Annotated in this window: 16 protein-coding genes; 4 read left to right on the forward strand and 12 right to left on the reverse strand. The window is 54.5% G+C overall.

Annotation, left to right across the window (positions count from 1 at the left end; all coding sequences use genetic code 11):
- Positions 1-114: 114 nt before the first annotated feature.
- Together BLQ82_RS24355 and BLQ82_RS24360 are read left to right on the forward strand one after the other, a co-directional pair.
- Positions 115-1,275, forward strand: a complete 1,161-nt coding sequence (locus tag BLQ82_RS24355) for an ROK family transcriptional regulator (protein WP_062522916.1) — start codon at positions 115-117, stop codon at positions 1,273-1,275.
- Positions 1,276-1,405: 130 nt separating this feature from the next.
- Complete coding sequence (locus BLQ82_RS24360; protein WP_025705012.1) at positions 1,406-1,600, forward strand: hypothetical protein; 195 nt, start codon at positions 1,406-1,408, stop codon at positions 1,598-1,600.
- A 725-nt stretch (positions 1,601-2,325) separates the two neighbouring features.
- On the opposite strand, the gene BLQ82_RS24370 is transcribed toward BLQ82_RS24360, so the two are convergent.
- The 7 genes from BLQ82_RS24370 to BLQ82_RS24400 form a co-directional block, all read right to left on the reverse strand.
- A complete protein-coding gene (locus BLQ82_RS24370) occupies positions 2,326-2,760 on the reverse strand; it encodes a GNAT family N-acetyltransferase (RefSeq protein WP_062522914.1) in 435 nt (144 codons plus the stop codon).
- A 144-nt stretch (positions 2,761-2,904) separates the two neighbouring features.
- Complete coding sequence (locus BLQ82_RS24375) at positions 2,905-3,138, reverse strand: glutaredoxin family protein (protein ID WP_062522911.1); 234 nt, start codon at positions 3,136-3,138, stop codon at positions 2,905-2,907.
- Positions 3,139-3,562: 424 nt separating this feature from the next.
- Positions 3,563-4,504 carry a thioredoxin-disulfide reductase gene (gene trxB / locus BLQ82_RS24380; protein ID WP_062522909.1) on the reverse strand — a complete coding sequence of 314 codons (942 nt, stop codon included), beginning with the start codon at positions 4,502-4,504 and terminating at the stop codon, positions 3,563-3,565.
- 203 nt (positions 4,505-4,707) lie between these two features.
- Positions 4,708-6,663, reverse strand: a complete 1,956-nt coding sequence (locus BLQ82_RS24385; RefSeq protein WP_062522907.1) for a heavy metal translocating P-type ATPase — start codon at positions 6,661-6,663, stop codon at positions 4,708-4,710.
- Between the two features lie 617 nt (positions 6,664-7,280).
- Positions 7,281-9,755 (reverse strand): GH36-type glycosyl hydrolase domain-containing protein, encoded by a 2,475-nt coding sequence (locus tag BLQ82_RS24390; protein WP_062522905.1) that lies wholly within the window; start codon positions 9,753-9,755, stop codon positions 7,281-7,283.
- Positions 9,756-9,786: 31 nt separating this feature from the next.
- Complete coding sequence (locus BLQ82_RS24395) at positions 9,787-13,818, reverse strand: glycoside hydrolase family 2 (RefSeq protein WP_074648600.1); 4,032 nt, start codon at positions 13,816-13,818, stop codon at positions 9,787-9,789.
- A 5-nt stretch (positions 13,819-13,823) separates the two neighbouring features.
- Positions 13,824-14,489 (reverse strand): hypothetical protein, encoded by a 666-nt coding sequence (locus BLQ82_RS24400; protein ID WP_062522901.1) that lies wholly within the window; start codon positions 14,487-14,489, stop codon positions 13,824-13,826.
- Between the two features lie 97 nt (positions 14,490-14,586).
- Here BLQ82_RS24400 and BLQ82_RS24405 point away from each other — a divergent pair, with 97 nt between their 5' ends.
- Together BLQ82_RS24405 and BLQ82_RS24410 are read left to right on the forward strand one after the other, a co-directional pair.
- The gene (locus BLQ82_RS24405) at positions 14,587-15,453 is read left to right on the forward strand and encodes an AraC family transcriptional regulator (protein ID WP_062522899.1); all 867 of its coding nucleotides are present in this window, start codon (positions 14,587-14,589) and stop codon (positions 15,451-15,453) included.
- A gap of 234 nt (positions 15,454-15,687) precedes the next feature.
- A complete protein-coding gene (locus BLQ82_RS24410; protein WP_062522897.1) occupies positions 15,688-16,488 on the forward strand; it encodes a polysaccharide deacetylase family protein in 801 nt (266 codons plus the stop codon).
- 653 nt (positions 16,489-17,141) lie between these two features.
- Here BLQ82_RS24410 and BLQ82_RS24420 read toward each other — a convergent pair.
- The 5 genes from BLQ82_RS24420 to dagF form a co-directional block, all read right to left on the reverse strand.
- The gene (locus BLQ82_RS24420) at positions 17,142-18,266 is read right to left on the reverse strand and encodes a hypothetical protein (RefSeq protein WP_074648604.1); all 1,125 of its coding nucleotides are present in this window, start codon (positions 18,264-18,266) and stop codon (positions 17,142-17,144) included.
- Between the two features lie 386 nt (positions 18,267-18,652).
- Entirely contained in the window at positions 18,653-19,945 is a 1,293-nt protein-coding gene (locus tag BLQ82_RS24425; RefSeq protein ID WP_062522893.1) for a homocysteine synthase, read from the reverse strand.
- A 730-nt stretch (positions 19,946-20,675) separates the two neighbouring features.
- Entirely contained in the window at positions 20,676-21,422 is a 747-nt protein-coding gene (locus tag BLQ82_RS24430; protein ID WP_208810724.1) for a GntR family transcriptional regulator, read from the reverse strand.
- Entirely contained in the window at positions 21,409-22,422 is a 1,014-nt protein-coding gene (locus BLQ82_RS24435; RefSeq protein ID WP_062522889.1) for a sugar kinase, read from the reverse strand. Before BLQ82_RS24435 ends, BLQ82_RS24430 begins: the two co-directional genes overlap by 14 nt.
- Positions 22,415-23,170: a 2-dehydro-3-deoxy-phosphogluconate aldolase gene (gene dagF / locus BLQ82_RS24440; protein ID WP_062522887.1), complete on the reverse strand. Its 756-nt coding sequence runs from the start codon at positions 23,168-23,170 to the stop codon at positions 22,415-22,417. The genes BLQ82_RS24435 and dagF overlap by 8 nt, the downstream gene beginning before the upstream one ends.

Consider the following 23,170-nt stretch of genomic DNA (forward strand, 5'->3'; position numbering starts at 1 on the left):
TCAAGTTCACTATTTCAATTCATATAGCGCTTGCCTGTTGCATTTTGCCGAACATCACACTAGACTAAGTGGCATACTGTACATGAGAACGTTGCCAAGAAGGAAGTGTAATACGTGAAGGTTACCGGTGATCAGGCCCTGGTCAAAAAAATCAACAAATCGATTATTTTACATACGATTCGCAAGCACTCTCCGGTATCCCGGGCCCGGGTATCCGAAATGACGGGGCTGAACAAGGCCACCGTCTCCAATCTCGTCGCTGAGCTTTGCGGACAGGAGCTGGTTACCGAGGCCGGACCGGGAGAATCGAGCGGCGGCCGCAAGCCGCTGATGCTGCATTTCAACAGCATGGCGGGCAGTGTAATCGGCATCGAGCTGCAGGTGAAGCAGTTGAAGGCAGTGCTGTGCGATTTGGGGGGCAGCACTCTTCTGGAATTGGACTGCCCGCTGGAAGTCCACGATCTGCCTTATGTCCTGGAGAAAATGAAGGGGATTATTTCAGCGCTGATTGCATCCGCTCCCTCCTCGCCTTACGGCATTGTTGGGATTGGGGTAGGTGTGCCGGGAATGGTTGATGAGCACGGCATGGTGCTGTTCGCGCCCAATCTGGGCTGGGAAATGGTTGATCTGCGGGCCATTCTGGAGCAGTCATTCGCGGTCCCGGTCACCATTGACAACGAGGCTAACGCGGGAGCACAAGGGGAACTGAATTTCGGCGCAGCGCGCGATGTGCGCCATCTGCTCTACATCAGTGCAGGTTCGGGGATTGGTTCTGGAATTATTATTGGCGGAGAGCTGTACAAGGGGGCACGGGGCTATGCCGGGGAGACCGGCCATATGACCATAGAGGCCGAAGGGAAACCCTGCAGCTGCGGCAGCCGGGGATGCTGGGAGCTATACGCCTCGGAGAGAACCTATGACAATCCCGGGCTGGCTCTCCCCGCCCGCAGTACAACCGAGCTGGTCCGGTATGCACGCGAGGGACAGGAGGACACGCTGCGCCATTTCACAACCATCGGTGAATATCTCGGTATTGGGGTAACCAATCTGATCAATAGCTTCAACCCCGAGCTGATTGTGATCGGCGGTGCCCTGTCCGAAGCCGAGCCTTGGCTCGGCGAGCCACTGCGCAGAGTGGTTGCCGAGCGGACGCTTCCATATCATAAACAGCAGCTCGAAATCACCTTCTCCCGGCTGGGGAGCCGGGGAACCATGATTGGGGCAGGCTTTTCGGCAGTGATGCATTTCCTTGGGAACATCCGCGTGACGCTCTAGAGCAAATTGACGTAAATTCGCCGCAATTACGGAAGAATCAGGTACAGTCAAAGGAAGATCAATCCTATATAATAAGGGATAAAAGTGTGATAAATGTCACCATACCCCTTTTTCTGAACGGAGAGAGTCCATGACCTATGTTGATACGTCTGATATTTCGGCGCAGATGTTCATCACTGTGCTGCTGCTGCTGCTCATCATCGCTCCACTCATCAGCCTCGGCGTTCTCCGGCTGTTCCAGTCGAGGAAGAAATCGGGACTGCTGCTCATTGCCGGCGGAATTGCCGTGTATGCCCTTTTTCAAATCATTATGTACTTTACTTAAGCTTGCAAATACATCACCTATGCACAAATAGACCGAAGCCCAACGCTTCAGTCAAAAGGTCTGGGCAGCAAGGGCGCAAGGCTTCAGCACCACTGAGGCTGACGGCTCCAACAACGGCAGTTTTGCCGTTGTTTCAGAGCTTACCTGCCGACGGGGCTCCAACAACGGCAGTTTTGCCGTTATTTCGGAGCTTACCTGCCGACGGGGCTCCAACAACGGCAGTTTTGCCGTTGTTTCAGAGCTTACCTGTCGACGGGGCTCCAACAACGGCAGTTTTGCCGTTATTTCGGAGCTTACCTGCCGACGGGGCTCCAACAACGGCAGTTTTGCCGTTGTTTCAGAGCTTACCTGTCGCCGGGGTCCCAACAACGGCAGTTTTGCCGTTATGTTCAAAAGATGCTTATCCCGTTGCGCAGGTGATGCGGACAAGAGATCCGTTATTGAGGCCAATCAGGCGATTCAGCAGCTCAACCGGACACAGAATCCGCTAAATGACCAATTCTGCCTCATTCTATCTTGAATCAATGATATAACGAGTCCGAATTATTACGGAAACTCCGGGAACTCAGCTTTTTCACAAAATAATGTCTTCTCTGTCCGCTTCCACTCCGCAGCTGTCTCCATTCCTCATCCCGGCGATGAGCACCGGCCAAGTTTGCAATCCTATGACAATTAATGTTCACAACGGTAAGAGTACAGAGTATATAAAACTTAACTACATGAAATCAAAGCGCATATTCCGCTTGGCTGCTGACCGGCAGAACACAGTTGAAGCGCTCCACGCCCGGATATTTTTCGCCGAGGCTGGTGACCACAAATCCGCTTTTTCTGTAAAAGCCCACGCCATCAAGGTCCGTTTCCGCCCGCAGCATATCATTCCCTTTGCATCTTCGGAGCTCTTCAACCATCGCCCGGCCAATCCCCCGGCCCCGCAAGCGCGCTTGTACGGCTATATGCAGGAGTTCCATCGCCTCTCCCGGTTCATGAAGGATGCCAACCACACCGGCCAATTCGCCATTTACAAAGGTGCCCAGCAAATCCCGGGAGCCCCCGGTAAGATACCGGTCCACTTCTTCTGCGACCTCTGCCGCCCCGGCGCACATACACTCTGCCAGCAGCCGTTCTACCGCATCTCTGTCCCAATAATTCTTTAAGCTCATTAACAAGTGTCCCAGCTCCTTTCAGCAAAAATACAAGGAATACTAAACAGCATGAAGCAATCCGCTTCTTATATTTTGAGAAAGAAAAGACCGCTTCCGGTAGGAAGCAGCCTTTTTCCCAATGCATGCTATATAGTGGAATGATTATACGTTCGCCAATGCCTTGTCGAATTGAGTTTTGTTCATGCCGACAATCTTGAAGTCGCCAATGACGGTGACCGGCACTGCTCTCATCCCCATATCCCACACCTGCTGGGCATAATCATCATTTTGTTCAATGTTGCGCTCCTCGTAGGAGATGCCCTTTTCGCTCAGGAAGCTTTTGACCTGACGGCAATGCGGACAGTTGGTTGAAGTGTACACAATTACATTATCCATAGTAAAATCTCCTCCTAAAAGTTTTGTGAGCGTTACTTCCTAAATCGGCTTCGTGCAAAACTCGCCTCGGAAGCATACTCTAAGTTTCGTGAGCGTTACTTCCAGCACCCAGCTTCGTGCAAAACCGGCTTCGGAAGCATAGCTATACAGATTGAACTTGTAAATTTGATGAAGAGGGCAGCCATCATTAGTGGAAAAAGGATCACTAATCGGACTCATTCAGCTTATGGAGTATCCTATGCGGGAAAAAATACCACTAATCCGGCTGAAAGCGGCCACATGGGATAAATATGCACGAATTAGATGTACAAAATCCCACTAAAACCTTCAGTAGCCCGGATTTCAGCGATTTAGTTTTACTTTTTCCACTTCGCTTCTGTTCCTTATATTGTAACACCGCAGTGCCTGCTATACCAAGCAAGGGTTACAGAATAACCGCGCTGTGCTCCAGGCTCTCAATGTACTTCTCGGCATCCATAGCAGCCATACATCCGCTGCCTGCTGCGGTAATCGCTTGTTTGTAACGGGTATCCTGCACATCTCCGCAGGCGAATACGCCGGGAATATTGGTTTCCGAGGTGCCTGGATTCGTCACGATATAGCCATTCGCATCTGTTGTAATCTGTCCGCCCAGGAAGGCTGTGTTCGGGTGATGCCCGATAGCGACAAATACACCGCTGGCTTCAATGAACTCTTCTTCTCCGGTCACATTGTTAAGCACCTTAATGCCGTTCACGCCTCTGTCGCCGGAAGTCACTTCCAGCGGAGTGCGGTTGAGGCTCCAGGCAACCTTTTCGTTGTCGCGGACGCGGTCCTGCATGATTTTGGAGGCACGCAGTTCTTCACGGCGGTGAACAAGGGTTACTTTGGAAGCAAAACGGGTCAGAAAGCCTGCTTCTTCAAGCGCTGAATCGCCGCCGCCAACCACTACGATCTCCTTGCCGCGGAAGAAAAAGCCATCGCAGGTCGCACAAGTGCTGACACCGCGTCCGATGTTGTCCTGCTCACCTGGAATACCCAGGTATTTAGCCGTTGCACCCGTCGACAGAATCAAGGTATCCGTAGTCAGCTCGCCCATTCCTTCCACATTCAGCTTAAATGGACGCTCGCCCAGTTCTACACTGTTGACCCAGCCTGTCACAAACTTGGCGCCGAAGCGTTCAGCCTGCTTGCGCATATTGTCCATCAGTTCCGGGCCCATGATCCCGTCAGGAAACCCCGGAAAGTTCTCTACTTCAGTAGTTGTGGTAAGCTGGCCTCCCGGCTGAGGACCTTCAATAACCAACGGGTTCAGATTGGCCCGGGCCAAGTAGATGGCTGCAGTCAATCCGGCAGGTCCGGTACCGATAATAATTGATTTATACATGACTATATCCTCCTTGAGATGAACGGCTATGATGCCGGTTTATATTTCCTTAATTAAAATTATTATAATGTAGTACTAATTATGCTCACCTCAAGCGAATCTGTCAATACGCCAGACACAATGTAATCGCTCCATTTTGTGAACAATTCAATTTTGAACAATTAAATTTGCAAAATCGTCAAAAAGTATTGGAACCTGCGTTCTCACCGCAATAGTCTCAGTCCATTGAGGATTACCAGGATCGTGCTGCCTTCATGGCCAACAACACCGAACGGAAGGGCAATCCCCTGCAAAAAGTTACTCAGCATCAATGTTGCAATCACCGTCACGGCAAAAATCATATTCTGCTTCACGATCCGCTGCGAGCGGCGGGCCAGGGTAATTGTGGAGGCAATCTCTTCAATATTGTCGTTCATCAGCACGACATCGGCAATCTCCAGGGCTGCACCGCTGCCCTTCATGCCCATCCCTATGCCGACTGTCGCTGTGGCCAGTGCGGGGGCATCATTCACCCCATCGCCCACCATAACCACATTCCCGTATTGCTCACGCAGCGCTTTGATATGTGTTACTTTATCCTCAGGGAGCAGTCCTGCAAACACCAAGTCTACACCGGTCTGCCCGGCAATCACTTCTGCCGTCGCCGCGCGGTCACCGGTCAGCATGGCTACTTTTACACCCAGTTCCTGAAGCTTGTGAACCGCCGCGATGGCCTGCGGACGCACCGTATCCTGCAACGCAATCATTCCTGCAATATTTCCGCCGTCGAGAATCAGCGACACCGTCTTGCCTTCTTTCTCCAACTGCTGCCGCAGCGATTTCCACTGCTCATCACCGCCCTCATTCCGTTCATCCAGAAGATTGGACTTGCCGATTCTCCACAACCGCCCATCGATCAGCCCTTCAATCCCCCAGCCAGTAACAGATGTGCTTTCTTCAATTACATGCAGCACAAGGCGCTCCTCCCCGGCCTTGCGCACGATCGCTTCCGCCAGCGGATGCCGGGACAGCTTCTCAATCGAGGCGCTGACTGCCAGCAGTTCATTCCGGTCATATCCTTTGCCGGCAATAAAATCAGTCACCTGCGGAAGTCCCTCCGTCAGTGTCCCCGTCTTGTCAAAAGCCACCACCGAGGTTTTCGCCATATTCTCCAAATGGACGCCGCCTTTGAAGAGAATGCCTTTACGCGCGCTTTTGGAGATGGCCGACAGCATGGCCGGCATGATGGAAGACACCAATGCACAGGGTGAAGCCACTACAAGAAACACCATTGCTTTATAAAAAGCTGCACTCCAGCTCAAGTCCAGCATAAATGGCGGCAGTGCAATCAGAGCTATTGTCGCGGCAACCACTACCCGGGCATAAACCGACTCCAGCCGCTTGATGAAGCGCTGTGATTCCGGCACCTCGGCTTCCGCTTCTTCAACCATCCTGATGATTTTGGCAAAAAGAGTGTTCTCCGCCGACTTGGTCACTTCTATATACAAAGGGCCTTCTCCATTGATGGTTCCGGCAAACATTTCGCTGCCGGCACTTTTTTCTACAGGCAGGGATTCGCCCGTAATGGAGGCCTGGTTAACTGCGGATTCCCCACGGTAGATGGTGCCGTCTGCCGGGATAATCTCTCCCGGACGCACAAGCAGCTGGTCGCCGACCGCGAGCAGATCAATCGCAACCTCGCTCATGACCCCCTTTTCAATCCGCACAGCGGTGGCCGGCTTCAGGGCCATGAGCGACGAGATATCTTTTTTGCTGCGTTCCATCGTATAACTCTCCAGTGCTCCGCTCAGTGCAAAGATAAAGATCAGCATTGCACCTTCGTTCCAATACCCGATTGAAGCTGCGCCCAGCGCGGCGGCAATCATCAGCAGGTTCACGTCCAGGTCCCGTTCCTTGAACAGCGTCTCGACGCCTTCCTTCGCCTTGATCCAGCCGCCTACCGAGTAGGAAACAATGTACAGCACGATGGAGAAAATCTCCGACCAGCCGCTGACAGCCCAGGCAATAAGCAGGAGCAGCCCACTGCCAAGTGCTGCCTGCATTTCGGAATTGCTGAGCATTGCCTTGGGATCGAACCGGCGCGGACGCGGCGTGCGAGGCTGCTGGGCGCTGCCTTCACGCGCCAGGGATTTAGGCAATTGTTTGGATGTAGCATGCATAGGTAATCACTCTCCTGATTCATTTTCGGAAATTGCTTGGGGAAACAAATGCTTGAGAAATACTTCGTATTGTCTCCTGATGACAATACATGCTGACTGGGAATAACCATGTCCCGACTGATAATGAGAGCCATTATTAAGGCCCTTAAAATGACACATGCTGCCCCGGCTCAGCCGGGACAGCATGGTAAATGAGAATGATAATCGTTGTTGCAATTGTACAAATTTATTTCCTCAGTGCAACTTGTAGCTATAATATACCATGATCCGCGAAAAAGTAAACAGGGGACTAGCCCTAGTGGAAAAAATAAACTTAATTTCTCCACTTCCCTCTTCCGAACAAGCGTTAGTTGGAAAAAGTAGCTTTAATCTGGCCGATTCGTACTCTTAACGCTGACTTCGCTTGAATTAAGTATACTTTTTCCACTATTCTGTCTTCAGAAAGCTTTTGCAGCCATTTTAAGTCTACTAATTCCACTTGACTTCCCTACAACACCCCATAGTCCACTATAGTAGAAAATTATTAAACACCAAAAAAGCATCCCGGACAGTAGATAGATGGCTGCCGGGATACCTCACGTTACCTTATGCTTAAATATCTTCTTTAACTTATGAGACTACAGGATAACCTCTACCTTAACCGTAGCTTTTTCCGGGTAGGCAGGCACTACGTTGCCTTCCAGCCGCTGGCCGTCAACACGGATTTCCTTCACACCTTTGCAGCTATGTGAGCTGTTGGTTACAGAAATCTCGTAGAGGCAGCCGCGGAATCTCCGGGTCACCTTGAAGCCTTCCCACTCCGAGGGAATACACGGATCAATGGACAGCCCCGCCAGGACAGGCTTAATGCCCATAATATACTGGGTAGCGGCAATATACATCCAAGCGGCCGTACCTGTCAGCCAGGATACGTTGGCCAGTCCGAACTTATCGGATTCCGGCCCGAACAGATTGGAGGCATAGACAAACGGTTCTGCCTTATAGCGCCATATTCCGGCCCGCTCCATAGCGACGTTCGGGATCAGCTGGCGGTAATATTTGTAGGCCTGATCTCCTCTTCCCAGCATACATTCCGCAATAATAGCCCAGGTATTGGCATGGCAGAAGACTGCTCCATTCTCACCCGTACCCTTGTTGTAATTGGTCAGCGGGTCGGCAGGATCGGGAAAGGTGGTAATGGAAGGGTGCAGCTTCTTGATGCCCAGCTCCGTGTCCAGAATATCACGCACACTGTCCATAGCCTGCAGGGCTTTGTCTGGCTCGGCCATGCCGGACAGGGTGGCCCAGGTTTGCGCGTTGAGCCAGATTTTGGCCTCGTCATGCTCGTCCGTGCCGAGGAAACGCCCGTCATCCATCACTGCCCGCCGGAACCACTGCCCATCCCAGCCCAGAGTGTTCACCAGATCCTTCTGATTCTCATACATAGCTTCATAACCTGCTGCATGCTCCGGATGGCCGGAAGCTGCTGCCAGATCCTTCATGCGCAGCAGTACCGTCCCGAGCTGCATCGCAGTCCAGATGCTCTCCCCTTTGCCCTGGCGGCATACACGGAAAAGCTGGTCGTTCCAGTCCGAACGCAGCATTAACGGGAAGCCGTTCGGTCCCAGCCGGGAGGCGGTAAAATCGATGGCCCGCTTCAAATGCTCATAAAGTGTGCCTTCGCCGCCGTCATAAAAGGGCAGGCTCTCCTGCAGAAATCCGGCGTCACCGGTCTCCGCGAGAATATCCCACACCGCAAGCGCGGTCCACAGGTGGTCATCGGAATGAATGCTGGTCACCGGGTCCCAGCCCTCATTGGGGAAGAAATAATGGTTCACATGCCCATCCTGATACTGCTGCCCCAGCAGCAGGCGGACCTTCTCCTTCGCTGCCTCCGGATCAAACGGGGCCACGGCCAATATATCCTGCGCGGTATCGCGGAAGCCTACACCCCGGAAGGTGCCGGTGGCATAAAAGGAAATATTGCGTGAGAAAAGGAAGTTCCGCTGGGCCTGATACGGGTTCCAGATGTTGAGCATCCGCTGCGCATCCGCATCCGGCAATTCGCAATTCCAGGCGCCCAGATAACTGTCCCAATTTTCCTTAAGGGCCGCATAGGAACGGGCGACGAAATCCGCCTCCCGCGAATGCTCAACGGCCCGCTCCACCTCCGCTTCATCCATTGCCGTCCCCAGAAAAAAGTTCACGGTCCGGGTTTCACCGGGCTGCAGGGTCACCTGTACCTGAAGGGCACCGCAGGGATCCCCGCCCAGGAGCGTTGAGCCCGTGCAGCCTCCCTGCTCAATGGCGGCGGGATTCGATTCACTGCGGTAGCTGCCGATAAATTCTTCCCGGTCGCCGTCATAGCTGTGCAGCGGTGCATCGGACATCATGTACACCAGCGGCGTCTCCTCCGGCTTCGGCTGATTCTCGACACCGTATTTGTAGACTAACGCTTCCTTGGGGTGATACTGCACGGATACCTGGTGCTTGTTATAACACTGCCACTGCAGCTCACGCATAAATTCCATCATTCCGAACTCGGCATAAGCATACACATTCAGCACCTTCACCGCCGGGCTGTTGTTCGTCAGTGTCAGATTCCAGATCAGCGAGTTCTCATAGGGTCCGACAAAATAGACAGTCTTCGCAGCGACCTCATCCTCCTGAGCCTCGAAACGGGTGTACCCCAGGCCGTGGCTGCTGCTCCATTCCTGCGGCTTCTGAAAGGCAGGCTCATACGTAGGACACCAATAGCTCCCCGTTCCGGCATCCTGGAGGTAAATATAAGGGCCGGAACGGTCTGTCGGCAGATGGAAAAACCGGTAGCGGGTAATCCGCCAGATCTGGGGCGATTTATAAAAAGCGACCCCGCCGCCTGCATGGGACAGCATGGTGTGGAACGTGCCGTTGGACAGGTAGTTCATCCATGGTGTCGGCATGTCATGGCGTTTGAACTCAACTTCCTTCAGTTCATCACGGAACGTGAAATACTGGTCAAGCTGCTGTTCGCGGGCTAACGCTGCTCCTCCTGCAGTTTTCACATCGGCCTTCTTGTGCTCTTCAGAGCCGGTTAGGCCGGCAGGACTTGGGGGTCCGGGTTGCTTCATCATAAGTTTGGCTCCTCTCAGGGTTGGAAAATGCTCACTTGGGCTCTACCTCATCCATTGTCAGCCGGTACTCCAAATCGTTCATATACGTACCGTCGCTATTCAAGAACACCATGCCGAAGGCAAAATCCTCCCGGCCCCCCTGCACGATGGCAATCAGCCGGTTGATTCCGCTGTTCAGCACGATCTCCTTCTCCGGGGCTGCAACCTGTTCCCCGTTCATATAAATCTCGAAGGCGTTGTCCGATTTCACCCGCAGCCTGCCGGTACGGGCATTTCCAGTACGGCTGTCCTCAGACCGTGCCGGGAGATGCACAAAGCAGCTCAGAAACACCGGACAGCCTGCCGAGCCGGGGATCAGCAGGGTTCCGTCTGCACGGCGTTCTTTTTTCTTCATCCAGCCGTACAGCCCCTCACCCAGATTGTTCAAGGAGAATTCGGGGTCGGTATAATAATCCCTCATGGCCTGATAGTCCACATACGGCGGACAAGGCAGCGTCATTACCGCTTCTACTGCCCATTCCGCATCGCCTTTATCACGGATCAGCAGCTCATCCGCGAAGGCGGCGCCCATATTTCCCAGCAGGCGGGTGTAGAGCCGTTGGCTTTTGTCGCTGTCCGGGTCTGTGAGCAGCTGCGAGCAGAGGATCTCCCCCCCGCCTGTCGCGATCCGGATCAGGAAATCTCCGGGTTCACGCGCCTTGTCGCGGTTCAGCTCGACCAGCGCCAGTCTGCTGTATTCTGCCGTGTGCTGCCCGGCAAAATAGTCCTTCCAGGCTGTTCCCTCCACGCTGGTGCACAGCACCTCGGCGTCCGGCACTTCCAGCCTGTGCAGGGCCAGCTCCCGGTTCACTACATCCCGGGGCGAGAGAAACACCTTGTCGAACCCGAACAGGTCGACAGGGCTGAATCCGCGGACGGCGGCGTGCGCGTAGTCCGCCTCCAGATGGTACGTCCCGTGCGGCGCGATGCGCACGGGGCGGTCCAGCAGGCGGGCCAGCGCCTCCTGCCCGCCGGGCTCTGCCGGCAGCACCAGCACCCTGCTGCCGGCACTTGCAGCCTGCCGGACGGCCTCAGCCGCGCCCGGTCCGTTCAGCAGCCCGGCCTCCACCACGAGGAGGCCGGGACTCAGGCTGGATAAGCCGGCGGCGCTATCCAGCCAAGTGCCCTTGAGGCCAAGCTTGCCGAGCAAGGCTTCCGCCGCACTGCCGCTGCGGACCCATACCGCAGCGGGCACCGGTGCCGCAGCCGCGGGGACCGCGCGGCCCGCATAGCGGAGCAGGTTCCGCAGCAGCAGGCAGGCCTGGGGAATCCGGTGGAGATGATCCATAATCTCCAGTTGATTCGCCAGGAACATTCCTGCACCGTTCCGGTATTCCAGAAGCGGCGACCACAGATCACCGCCGTCACCAAAATCACCGCTGCTGCATTCCAGCAGCAGGGTGAAATCCCCGGTTACCGGCTTCTCAAAGGCTGCCTTAATGATCGGCAGCGGCCCTTCCTCGCGGAGCTCCTCATGCCAGAACATCAGGTCCTCGTCCCCAAGACCCTGAAGTACAGGATGTTCATAGCTGCCCGCCTGGGCACGGATGAACTCTCTGCGGACCAGCGGAAGCCTGCCGGGGGAGAGATGAAGCTGCTCCAGCAGCAGCAGCCTGCCTCCTTGCTGCACAAAACCTCTCAGCTTCCGGTCCAGCCCCCCGTCCTTATCCGGCATTTTGCTGCCGGCAATCAGCAGAACGCCGCCGGGCAGCTGCTCTATGGATTCAGGTTCTATGCGGTCCAGGCCAGGAACCAGAGCTTTAATCACCTCAAAGTCCCTATCTGAGCCTGTATACACAGCGGGCAGCTCAAGTGCTATCGGAGCAGTCTTGCAGCTGCCGGACAGCAGCCTGTAGCTAAGATTAAGCTCATGCTTCAGCTGCCCCCCATGGAACAGCCTGGCCTCGAGTACAGCTTCCCCTTCGCCATTGACGGAATCCGGCATCCACTCCAGCCGGATACACCGCCGTTCAGCAGGCTCTTGCCGGAAGTTGAAGGCTAGCGTGTGAACCACACGTCCGCCCTGCTGAACGGTGCATTCTATAGTCACTGCTTGTTCGGCCAGCGTATCGTTGTACACATCGAAGCTCCGGCGGATCAGCGAATCGTCGAAGAAGCAGCGGTTATACTCGGCAGCTATCATCGTTACCGGTTTGAACGCCTCCGCCATGATAGCGAAGGATGGGTTGACCCGATACGCCGGATATTCCTCCGGCAGCAGTCCGTTGTTCAGTGAAAGCGAGTATGCCGGAATAAGCCCAGGCTTGGGTCCTGGTGCCGTCAGACCGGCAGGCGGCAGAACAATATCCCGGTCCGGCATCGCCCGCATGAAATAATGGACGAAGTTGAAGGTGGAGATGCCGGATACCCCCTGGCGCCGCGCATATTCCACGAAGAGCCGCTCCTTCTGCGCAAGACCGGCAGCACTCGCGTCCGTATCGCGGTAAGCCCCAAGCCCCACGTACATGCTGCTGTTCTGCGGACAGATGTACCACCAGCCGCCATGCTCGCCAAAGGTGAGCGGAACGCTGCGGTCCCATTGGGAGATGGTGCCGTCAATGTTGTAATGCCGGCTCTCTACCTCCGTAAGCTCCTTGGGGAGCAGCCGGTTATCCCCTTCGACCATGATTGGGCGGGTGGCATCCAGCTCCCGCATCAGCTTCATCAGGCCGGGAATATGCTGCTTGTAGCCGTCCCGGCCGTCGACCCATCGCATCTCATTCTGCACACTCCACAGGATGACGGAAGGATGGTTTTTGTCACGCTGCACCAGCCGCTGCACATGTGCACGGCAGTTGGCTATGAAATCCGGATGATTGGCATCCATCGATTTGCTGGAGCCATAAATCGCGGTTTCATCGACAATAAGCATCCCTTCCTCATCGGCAATCCGCAAATAATCGGAGGGGTACGGCTCGGCATGCAGCCGGATGCTGTTCACACCCGCCTGTCTGCACATGCGGTACCAATTGCGGATATAGCCTTCTGTCTGCTGGGCCGCACCCTGGAAATGCCAGGAATCCCCGCGCAGATTAATCGGAATTCCGTTCAACATAAACTGCGGGCCTTCACACCAGAATTCCCGGAAGCCGAACGTTTCGGTGCGGCGGTCGAGAATTTCCCCTCCTGCCCGCAGCTCAAGCTCCAGTTCATACAGATTAGGAGTTTCGGGGCTCCACAGCTTGGCATCCGGCCACGACAGCACAAACCGGGCTTCCTGCCACTCCCTGTTGTCCGCGTTCTCGCATAATTGCCGGCCGTCCCTTGCCTGCAGAGGTGCGGCTTCTGCACCAGCTTCCGCTTCAAGCACCGGCAGCGACCCTGGTTTCCGGTCGTTCACCTTAAGGAATACCTGCAGAGGTTCCGTATAAGAGCTGCCGGATTCCGTGCCAATAAGCGCGTCCACCTCCAGCAGGCCTTGGCGGAAGAAGGTGCGGATCGTAATATCCTCCAGCGTTACAAGCGGATAGCTTTCAAGGAATACATCCTGCCATATTCCCCTTGCGATTCTGCCGAACCAGGAGCCTACAAGCCCCGTAATCTTCCTGTCCCCGGAGGGCAGCACCGTCTGATCGAAGTTTCCGCAGACCACATGCAGGTGCTGCTCCTCATCCGGCTTCACCCATGAACTGATATCCAGCCGCAGGGGCAGGTACCCGTCCTCCCAGACAGCGATCCGCTCGCGGTCCAGATAAACAGCCGCCTTTTGCATAATCCCATCAAACCGCAGGACAACCCGCTGCCCCAGCATAACCTCAGGCACCTGAAAAGTCCGGTGCAGCACACCAGCCTCCGCCGTATCCCATTCCCTCGGATAGCCGTATACATCCAGCGGCGCGAAGCCATGCTCTGCGACCTCTCCGAATCTTGTGCCGGATGGCTGCGGATAGCTGTGGCGCCAGCTGGAAGGAACCTGTACCTTACGTGCTTCGTACACCAGTCTCTCAGGAAGAGTCCGGCAGAGGGGCTGGTCATAGAGCGGCATGAAATCCCATTCCCCGTTCAAACATATCGATGTGCGCATCCTGTTCACTCCTCCTTTTTACCTGCGGGAACGGCTGCGTTTAGCACCATAGTGAGCTTTTTCCAAATTTCCTGGTCAGGCAGCGCATCCCCCCACTTGATAAAATGCGGTTCCATAACTTCCCCCCAATGCTCCGGCCTGAGATTCGTTGAGAGCTTTCCGGAATACGGCACAGGTTCCACCGTCGCGGGCAGCTCGGAATAGAAGAACAGCAAATTCTCATGAAGCCCGATGATTCCATACTTGTCCCCGTCTCCGGGACGCTCCTCCTGATATTGATAATGGTAATAGACATAGCTTGAAACCTGCTCCGGCTTCAAAACCGCCACCCTTCCATAAGGTGTGCTGCCATTTTGGCTGCGCTTCCAATGCTGCTCAGAAACGGGCTGCTGATAATGAAAAATATCCATCATGGGCACCCACCCTCTCGGCTGTTCCCCTCCCGGCCAGACCTTGAGCAGTTCCCCGGTATCCGCCAACAGCTCCTCCGGTTCATGCAGCTCTCCGCCGCATTCATAATAAAGGAACAGATCTTTGCCGTCCTTAAATATGCTGAGCCGGGTAACGGCCAGCAGTTCCATACGTTCATTCAGCAGTGGAAGCCGGGAGCGGAAAAAAGACTCCGGAACTCCGCCTTCCCTGCACTCGCCCCTGTACAAACAACGCTGCATAAGCACCCTCCAACCTTGTGTCATCTACCTCTTCAGATTAGCGCATCCGGCCGGCCGGTTCCTTGACGATCAGGCCCTTATTTAGCATAATAACGACATGACAAAAAAACTTTATGCCCGGGATTTGGGACTGGAGCCCGGCTTTACGTTCCGTATTCAGAAATGCCCGCTTACCCATGACTATTATGTTCACTCCCATGACTTCTCGGAGCTGGTGGTCATTTTGGAGGGGAGTGCGATTCATATCATCGAAGGAAGGGAGTATCCCGTTTCTGCGGGGCAGGTATTTTTTATTCACAGCGATATCTCCCACGGCTACAAAAATGTGCAGAATATTCAATACGTCAATGTAATGTTCCATCCCGATCAGCTGCTGCAGCTGCCTGAGCTGAAGCTCCTGCCGGGATTTCAGGCCTTGTTCTATCTGGAGCCGTTCTTCCGCAAGGAAATGTTCTTCAAAGGGATGCTCTCGCTGGAGCCAAGGCAGCTGGACGAGGTGAATCTTTTGCTGGACCGGATTCTGGAGGAGCATGACCGGCAGTCGGACGGGTACCGGCTGATGATCCGTACCTATTTCACCGCGCTCGTCGGCACCCTGTCACGGTATTACCGGCAGAATGGCGGCGGGACGGAGAACAAGGCGCTGCGGATCGGAGAGGCGATTACCTATATTGAGGAGCATTTTTTGCAGCCTGTCTCATTGCAGGATCTGGCCGATCTGGCCTATATGTCCAGGCGCCAGTTCCTCCGCGTGTTCACCCGGAATTATCATACGACGCCTATGGATTACATCATCCGCAAACGGCTGGACTACTCCTGCACATTGCTGCGCAATCCGGAACTATCCATCTCTCAAGTAGCCATGGATAGCGGATTCCGGGACCATAATTACTATTCCAGACAATTCAAAAAAGTGTTCCTCTGCACGCCTTCCGAATACCGGACACATAAGGCCGGGCTGTGAAGGCAGGCTGGAAGCAGAGCTATGCTGAGGCTTAACAACGGCATTCCTGCCGTTTTAAGGAACAAATTTCATCTTTTCAGCTGTCTAAAGCTCTTTGCTGCCTGAAATGCCTATTTTGTGACCTCATTGAAGTTAAGCGACGGTTTTCCTTCTATGAACAAGACTTGCCAATCCCTGCCGACTCTGGCATTCTTCATAATGAAAGCTATTGAATAATCAGGAGGGCACAATGTTATGAAAATCAAACTTGATCTTTTCCCGGGCGGAGTTGCGAAAGCGCTCACACTAAGCTGGGATGACGGCAGAGTCTATGACAGACAGCTGGTTGCGATCCTGAACCGGCATGGCCTGAAAGGGTCTTTTCATTTGAATTCGGGATTCTTTGGCAAGGACAGCTATATCACCCGGGAAGAAGTGGCCTCCCTCTATGAAGGGCATGAAATTTCCGCGCATACCAGCACTCATCCCTTTCTTTCCATGACCCCCCGTGAAGGCATTGCCGGTGAGGTTCTGAAGGACCGTGAGCAGCTGGAGCAAATCGCCGGGTATCCCGTAAGGGGCATGTCCTATCCGTTCGGTGATTACAATGACGATGTGCTGAGCTTGCTTCCTGCACTGGGTATCGAGTATTCACGAACCGTACGGTCCCATGGCGGCTTCACCCTGCCGGACAACCTGCTGGCCTGGCATCCCACTTGTCATCACCGCGATATGCTGGCGCTTGGACAGCAATTCCTGGAGGAGAAGCCTAAATACCCGCGAATGCAGCTCCTGTATGTCTGGGGGCACAGCTATGAATTCAACGATAACAATAACTGGGGGGAATTAGAGCAATTCGCCAGCATGATGGGCGGCCGTAAAGATATCTGGTATGCCACAAATATCGAGATCGCCGACTATCTGGCCGCTGTCCGGGGGCTGCGCTTCTCCGCTTCCCGGTCCTTCGTCTATAATCCGTCCGCAGTGGATGTATGGGTTACGGCAGAGGATCAAGCCCGCCGGATTCCCGCTGGCGCTACTGTGCAGTTGGGCTAGAGCAGAGCTGGGAGTGGGACATAGGAGCGGGTCTCCGGTAGAAATACTTAAACAGGAATGTATAAGCAAGAGGAGCGTTGCTGTTTTTGATACTCGAAATAAGTACTGTTTATCCCTCATAGCCCCATCACACGAACAAAGCGACCTGCGGCGCTTCAACAACGGCATTTCTGCCGTTGTTTCGAGGTAACCGTGCCGCTAGCGTTCCAACAACGGCATTTCTGCCGTTGTTTCCAGGCAACCGTGCCGCTGACGCTTCAACAACGGCATTTCTGCCGTTGTTTCCAGGCAACCGTGCCGCTGGCGTTCCAACAACGGCATTTCTGCCGTTGTTTCGAGGCAACCGTGCCGCTGGCGCTTCAACAACGGCATTTCTGCCGTTGTTTCTATAAAAATTCGTCCTTAGACCGATTTGCGTTACTCACAAAAACAAAAATCATACTTCTAAATAAAAAGAGACCCGATTTCTCCGTTGCTTTGAATGCAGGAGAAATCGGGGTTTTGGCTTTTATGAAAAGCTTCCGGACTGCAGGCTAGAGGAATAGTCCCATTACTATTGTTCCGTTCGGAGCAGAACATCCCACCCGGACAGGCAGACGGGTGCATGGCCGCAGACGTATGGACGATCGGGCGACGGGTGGACGGCCAGGCCGCTACAGCCTTCCTCCGGCGGCAGTATCCGCATGATCCTGCCGGGCGATCCACGTCAGGCAGGCTGCCCTCAGCAGCGCCTCGGTCCGCTGGCCCGCGCTGCAAAAGATCCCGCTCAGGCCGATCCGGTACAGATCGGCCAGCGCGTACGCCGCCGGTGCCCCCGCGGCGAGCAGTGCCGCCGCCGGCTTCACGCTGCGCGCGGCGGCCAGGATCTCTTCAGCCGCCTGGGCGAAGCCTCCGGCGGCGTCCTCCGGCGCGGCTTCGCCCGCCGCGCCGTCCAGCACCAGGAAATCGGCGATGCGCGCGATTTCCCCGGCAGCGGTGCGCTCCACATCGGGCGGAATCACCGCCCCGATGCGGCACGCCGCCGCGTAAGCGTGGCCGAGGGTCTGCTCGGCCACGCCCTCGATGAATTCGCGCTGCGCCGCGAATTCGGCTGCGCTGGCGGGATACGGCGCCAGCAGGTCCACGCGGCAGTCGCCGCCCAGGCGCTGGCGCTCAGCGACCGCCGCGAACAGCGCTTCAAGCTGCGCATCCTGCAGCGCAGCCAGCCTGGCCGGTTGATCGGCCAGCTCCGGCATAAAGGGCAGCATGACGGCGGCCCAGAGACCGTCCGCCGAATCCAGCAGCGCCGCAGCCGATGCGCGCAGCCGGTAGTAGATCCGCTGCAGAATCCGCTCCTCCTGCTCCACAGTTTCGCTGAACAGCCAGCTGGCATAGAGCCCGTTCACCTCAGGAGCAAGCAGCCATTCGCCGCTGCGGATCAGACAGGGGCCTGCCGGCATGGCTCCGGCATCCTCCCGCAGAGTTGGCCGTTCCTCACGCCCATCCCGCAGCACAAGAAAAGCCGGACGTTCTCCCGGACGTCTGAAATAAGCACGGTTCAGCGGCTCCCTTACACTTGCGCGTTCTCCTTCAGCAATAAACTCCGCAGCCGCAGAAGCCACTGTCGCTGACTGGCTCATCTCCACCCCAATGGTCCGGTCCCCGGCAAGATACTTGAACGGGCGCTCATCCTTACTCCGGTTTTGATCCTGCTCACGTTCACCCTTCATCTCCGCACCCACCTTTTTTAGCTTTGGATTACTGCCGGTGTTCTCTTGGCTTGATGCTGCCGCCGGCATGGGATAACACTCATTTTATAAATACGGGAACCTTAAGCAAAATATGCAAGCGTTACCAATTAAACAGGGGCAACAAATCAGGAGAACAATGACGTTCTGCCGCCGCTCCACCCTTTTTAGGCATATGCTTACAGGGCAAGCGATATGAGTTAGTATTGCAGCAGATCAGCAAAAAGCCACTATCCAAATACCCCGCTCCTCTTCCGGTGAACGGTTGTGTATATGAACAGTGGACTGCACGATGCGATGAATCCGGATCTCCTGATACTGATATTGAATCCGGGTAAAAAAATCTTATACCGCCAGACGTAATCCTGCTTGTATATGTCTGGCATTAGAAGCTATTAGATGCTATTAGTTAATGTCATTTGTTATTGACGTGTTGATTACTGTTGACTGGCCGCGATAGCCTGCTCCAGATCATAGAGAATATCGTCGATGGCTTCCGTGCCGATGGAGAGCCTGATCAATTCCGGGGTTACCCCTGCTGTAATCTGCTCCGCATCCGATAGCTGCTGATGCGTGGTGCTCGCCGGATGGATAATCAGCGATTTGGAATCACCGACATTGGCCAGGTGGGAGAACAGCTTTACGTTCTCAATCAGTTTAACACCGTTAGCCGCTCCACCCTTGATCCCAAAGGTGAGAATTGCCCCTTGTCCCTTGGGCAGATACTTCTGGGCCAGCTTATAGGAAGGATGGCTCGGCAATCCGGCATAGCTGACCCATTCCACTGCTTCATGCTGGTCCAGATACTGAGCCACCTTCAGCGCATTCTGGCTGTGGCGCTCTAGTCTCAGGTGCAGAGTCTCAAGCCCTTGCAGCAGCAGCCAGGAGTTGAACGGCGAAATCGCTGCGCCCAAATCACGCAGCAACTGCACCCGTGCTTTGATGATATAGGCAATCGGCCCTACAGCCTCCGTATACACCACACCATGATAGCTTGGATCCGGCTCAGTCAGGCCGGGGAATTTGCCGCTCGCTTTCCAATCGAACTTGCCGCTGTCCACAATCACGCCACCGATAGATGTTCCGTGTCCGCCAATGAATTTAGTAGCTGAATGGACAACGATGTCCGCCCCAAATTCAATCGGACGGAGCAAGTACGGACTCGGGAACGTATTATCCACAATCAGCGGAATTCCATGCTCATGGGCGATGGCTGCGACAGCTTCGATATCCAGCACGTTTCCCTGTGGATTGCCGATCGTTTCGGCGTAGAGCGCCTTTGTTTTGTCCGTGATTGCACTGCGGAAGTTCTCCGGGTTGTCGGAATCCACAAAATGCACCTTAACTCCCAGCTTGGGAAGTGTTGTTGAGAACAGATTATAAGTGCCGCCATACAGACTTGCTGAAGAGACGATCTCATCTCCGGCCCCGGCAATATTAAGGATGGAAAAAGAAATCGCCGCTGCCCCGGAAGCTGTCGCAAGCGCACCCGCTCCGCCTTCCAGCGCGGCAAGCCGCTGCTCAAACACATCGGTGGTCGGATTCATAAGACGCGTATAAATATTGCCGAATTCCTTCAGCCCAAACAAATTGGCCGCATGCTCGGCGTCTCGGAATCCATAAGAAGTGGTCTGGTACAGCGGCACTGCACGTGCAAAGGTAGTCGGATCAATCTCTTGGCCTGCATGCACGGCTAACGTTTCAAAGGACAGCTTGCGGTCTTCTGACAATGGGTTTTCCTCCCTTTAAATGTGTAATGGTAAACCTTAACAACTAAGAATTGTACCTATTCTCTCACAAACCATGTCATTTGGGAAGAAAAAATTCTCATTAATCCAATGTGATTTATTATTTTAGTCAAAACAGTCAATTAAGCTTATTAAACATTTAGGAAACCGCTTGCAAAATTGGTTTGAATGAACGTCTCCCCTTAACCTTCACTGGCTCCTGCAAATTCCTCCCGTTGTAACTATCCACTTAGCCCGCTAGCGAAGCCCCGAGAAGAAATGTTACTCATTTACACCAACTCCTTGAAACGAGCGATGTAGCCCGCCCTCCACCGAATTCCAAGTTATTTTTACCTCTTGTTTCACCATATCCCCGTATCCACCGTTCCAAGGTACTTTACCTCTTGTTTCACCATACCCTCGCTTCCGCCGAATTCCAAGGCACTTTTACCTCTCATTTCCTCACACGCGTTTATGTATCACCGAACGTTATCTGCTAATTTTCGCACACAAAGGCCCCCGCCGCAAATGGCGGGAGCCTGACAGGAAGCATTGCCCCACATCATATCTCTCCATACACTTAATTCGTCATACGCTTAATTCGTCACGCTTGTTTTGCCATACGCTTATTTCGTCATACGCTTAATTCGTCATTCTTTTCAACTTGCCTATTTTTTAGCTGTCTGTCTTCGAAACCCATCTATCTGACCAGTCTATCTGTTCACAACCGGCCTTAAGCATCGTAGCTGACCAGGTAATGATGAAGCGCGGTATTATAGCTGCCAATGCTGTGTTCGATCAGTTGGCCTTCCCCGTCGTAGGAGTTGCGCAGGCGCTTGAGCACTGGTGTGCCCGGAGGCAGCTCCAGCAGCAGACAGGCTTCGGCAGCAGCCGGCTCCACAAAGAAGCGGTCTTTAAAATTCTCCAGCACGATGTTGTTCTCCTCCAGGGAGTCATAGAGCGATTGGATATCCGTATCCATCTCGTTGGCCCCGCCTTCTGGCAGCGCAGCTGCAGTCAGGAAGTGCATCAGATGAATATACGGCTGTCCGTTCAGAATATACAGACGTTCGATCCGCTGGCAGTAGGGTCCATACCGGTTGTATTCCTCCGTCCCGGCTTCGTTCACAATGAACTCGGAGGACAGCAGTCTTTTTTCAAGCCTATGGCCCTCCTCTACCAGCAGCTCCGTAAATCTCTTGCCCTTGGAAAGCTTTTGATAAGAGGTATTGCGGGTAACTATCGTGCCGATGCCGCTTCGTTTCTGCACATAACCTTCCTGCGCCAGCGCCTGGACAGCGCCGCGGACGGTCATTTTGCTGACCCCGAATTCCTTTTCGAGCAGCGGCTCGGAAGGAATGATACTGCCCAGCGGATAGATGCCGTGCAGAATCCGGTCTTTGAGGATTTTTTGGATCTGCTGATATAAAGGACCTTGCTTGCGTTTCAGGGACACGGGCCGTTCACTACCTTTCAACATCCAGGGTATGTTCCGACAGCGCCCGGAGCACCTCACCCTCTGTAAAAAGTGCAGTATCTCCTACAATGGTATGAGCCAGCATTGCCGCCGCCGCGGCCATATTGACCGTTTGCTGCGGCGGATACTTCTGCAATTCCCCATGGATGACGGCACTGGCAAAAGCATCTCCGGCGCCGATCCGGTCGAGCACGGGAAAGGCCAGCTTCCGGGAAAACTCGAACCTGCCCTGATGATAAATATATCCGGTTAAAGAATGCGTATTGTTATCGTTAATCTCGCGGTGGGTTCCCGCTGCTGTTCCGATGCCGAAGCGCTCCGCCACTTCGGGAATGGCATGCTTCAACTGTGTTATTCTATCATATTCTCCCGTTCCGATGCCAAGAATAAACTGCGCATCCTGCTCATTCATCATCACGGTATCCGCCAGCTGCAGCAGCTCTTCATAATGCGGGCGGGCAAGAGCATAGCCGTCCGCACCCCAAAGCGACGGGCGGTAGTTGCAGTCAAAGACGACCTTTCCCCCAGCGCTTTTCACCTCTCCAGCGAGCCGCTTCATCTGCTTGCGCACATCCTCATTCATAGCCAGCGTGATGCCGCACAAATGAAGGACATCTATACGGGAAGCCAGAGCAGCCATATCATAATTGCTCACCGCTGCGGTGTTGAAGCTGCTCCCCAGCCGGTCTGTATAGGTGACCCTGCCGGGGCGGACGCCGAAGCCATTTTCGAGAAAATACATCCCCAGATGTTTGCCGCCCCGGCTGACCAGAGATGTATCGATCCCCAGCTTGCGCAGATAAGCGACAGCCGCATCGCCTAGCGGAGTCTCCGGCAAGGTCGTAATAATTGCTCCGTTATGACCGTATCTGGCGAGCGCTGCCGTAACATTAACCCCGGTCCCGGAAAAAGAGTACTCCAGCCTGCTGCTCTGAACCAGCGTTTCATAGCCCGGCACCTGCAGCCGCATCATCACTTCGCCAAAAGCAGCAATCCTAGGCATATTGGTCCACCAGCGATTTCATGATACCAAGCAATTTGCGGACATCCTGCACGTTCGTATTACCTGTGCCGGCATCAATAATGGAGGAATAGACATGCGGAATGACCTGCGGCACCCCTGCCTGAAGGGCAATTTCCAGAATCGGCCCGAAATTATCCAGATCAATGCCGCCTGTAGGCTCCAGGGCAAATCCGGCTTCTCCGCAGGCCTTGGCGACGGCACGGTATTCCTCCTCCAGCTTCAGACCCTGCATAGGAAAATACTTGAGCGCATTGCCGCCCATATCCCGCACGAGGGCAATGGCGGCCTCCACGGGAACAATCGCCTGCGGTGTTATCCCCGAACTGACAGGACCGGTTGATATGTTCACATAACCCGCCTGCCCGCAGGGAGAAACGAGGCTGTTAATCCAGCTGTCCCGGGCCCCAAGATTGGCGCGGGTTGCCCCTACCGCCGGAAACACCTGATTGATATGGCTTCCCGGGTAGCTCTTCGCAATCTCCGCCACAACCGCCGCCTGGCGGTTGTCGCCGGCCCCCAGTCCGATGGATACGGCATCCTGAATGGCCTGGCCGTATTCTGTCATGGCTGCTGCGGCTTCCTCCGCTGTCGCGTAATTTTTGGAGAGCACGCCTACCAGAACATGCCCTTCCGCAGCCGCATAGACCTCCCTGGCATTCTCAATACTGCCTGCCAGCACGTTAAGTGCGGCTCTGTTTCTGTACCAACGCTGCTGAATTTGACTCAT

The organism is Paenibacillus jilunlii, assembly GCF_900102965.1.
GTDB lineage: Bacteria > Bacillota > Bacilli > Paenibacillales > Paenibacillaceae > Paenibacillus_AQ > Paenibacillus_AQ jilunlii.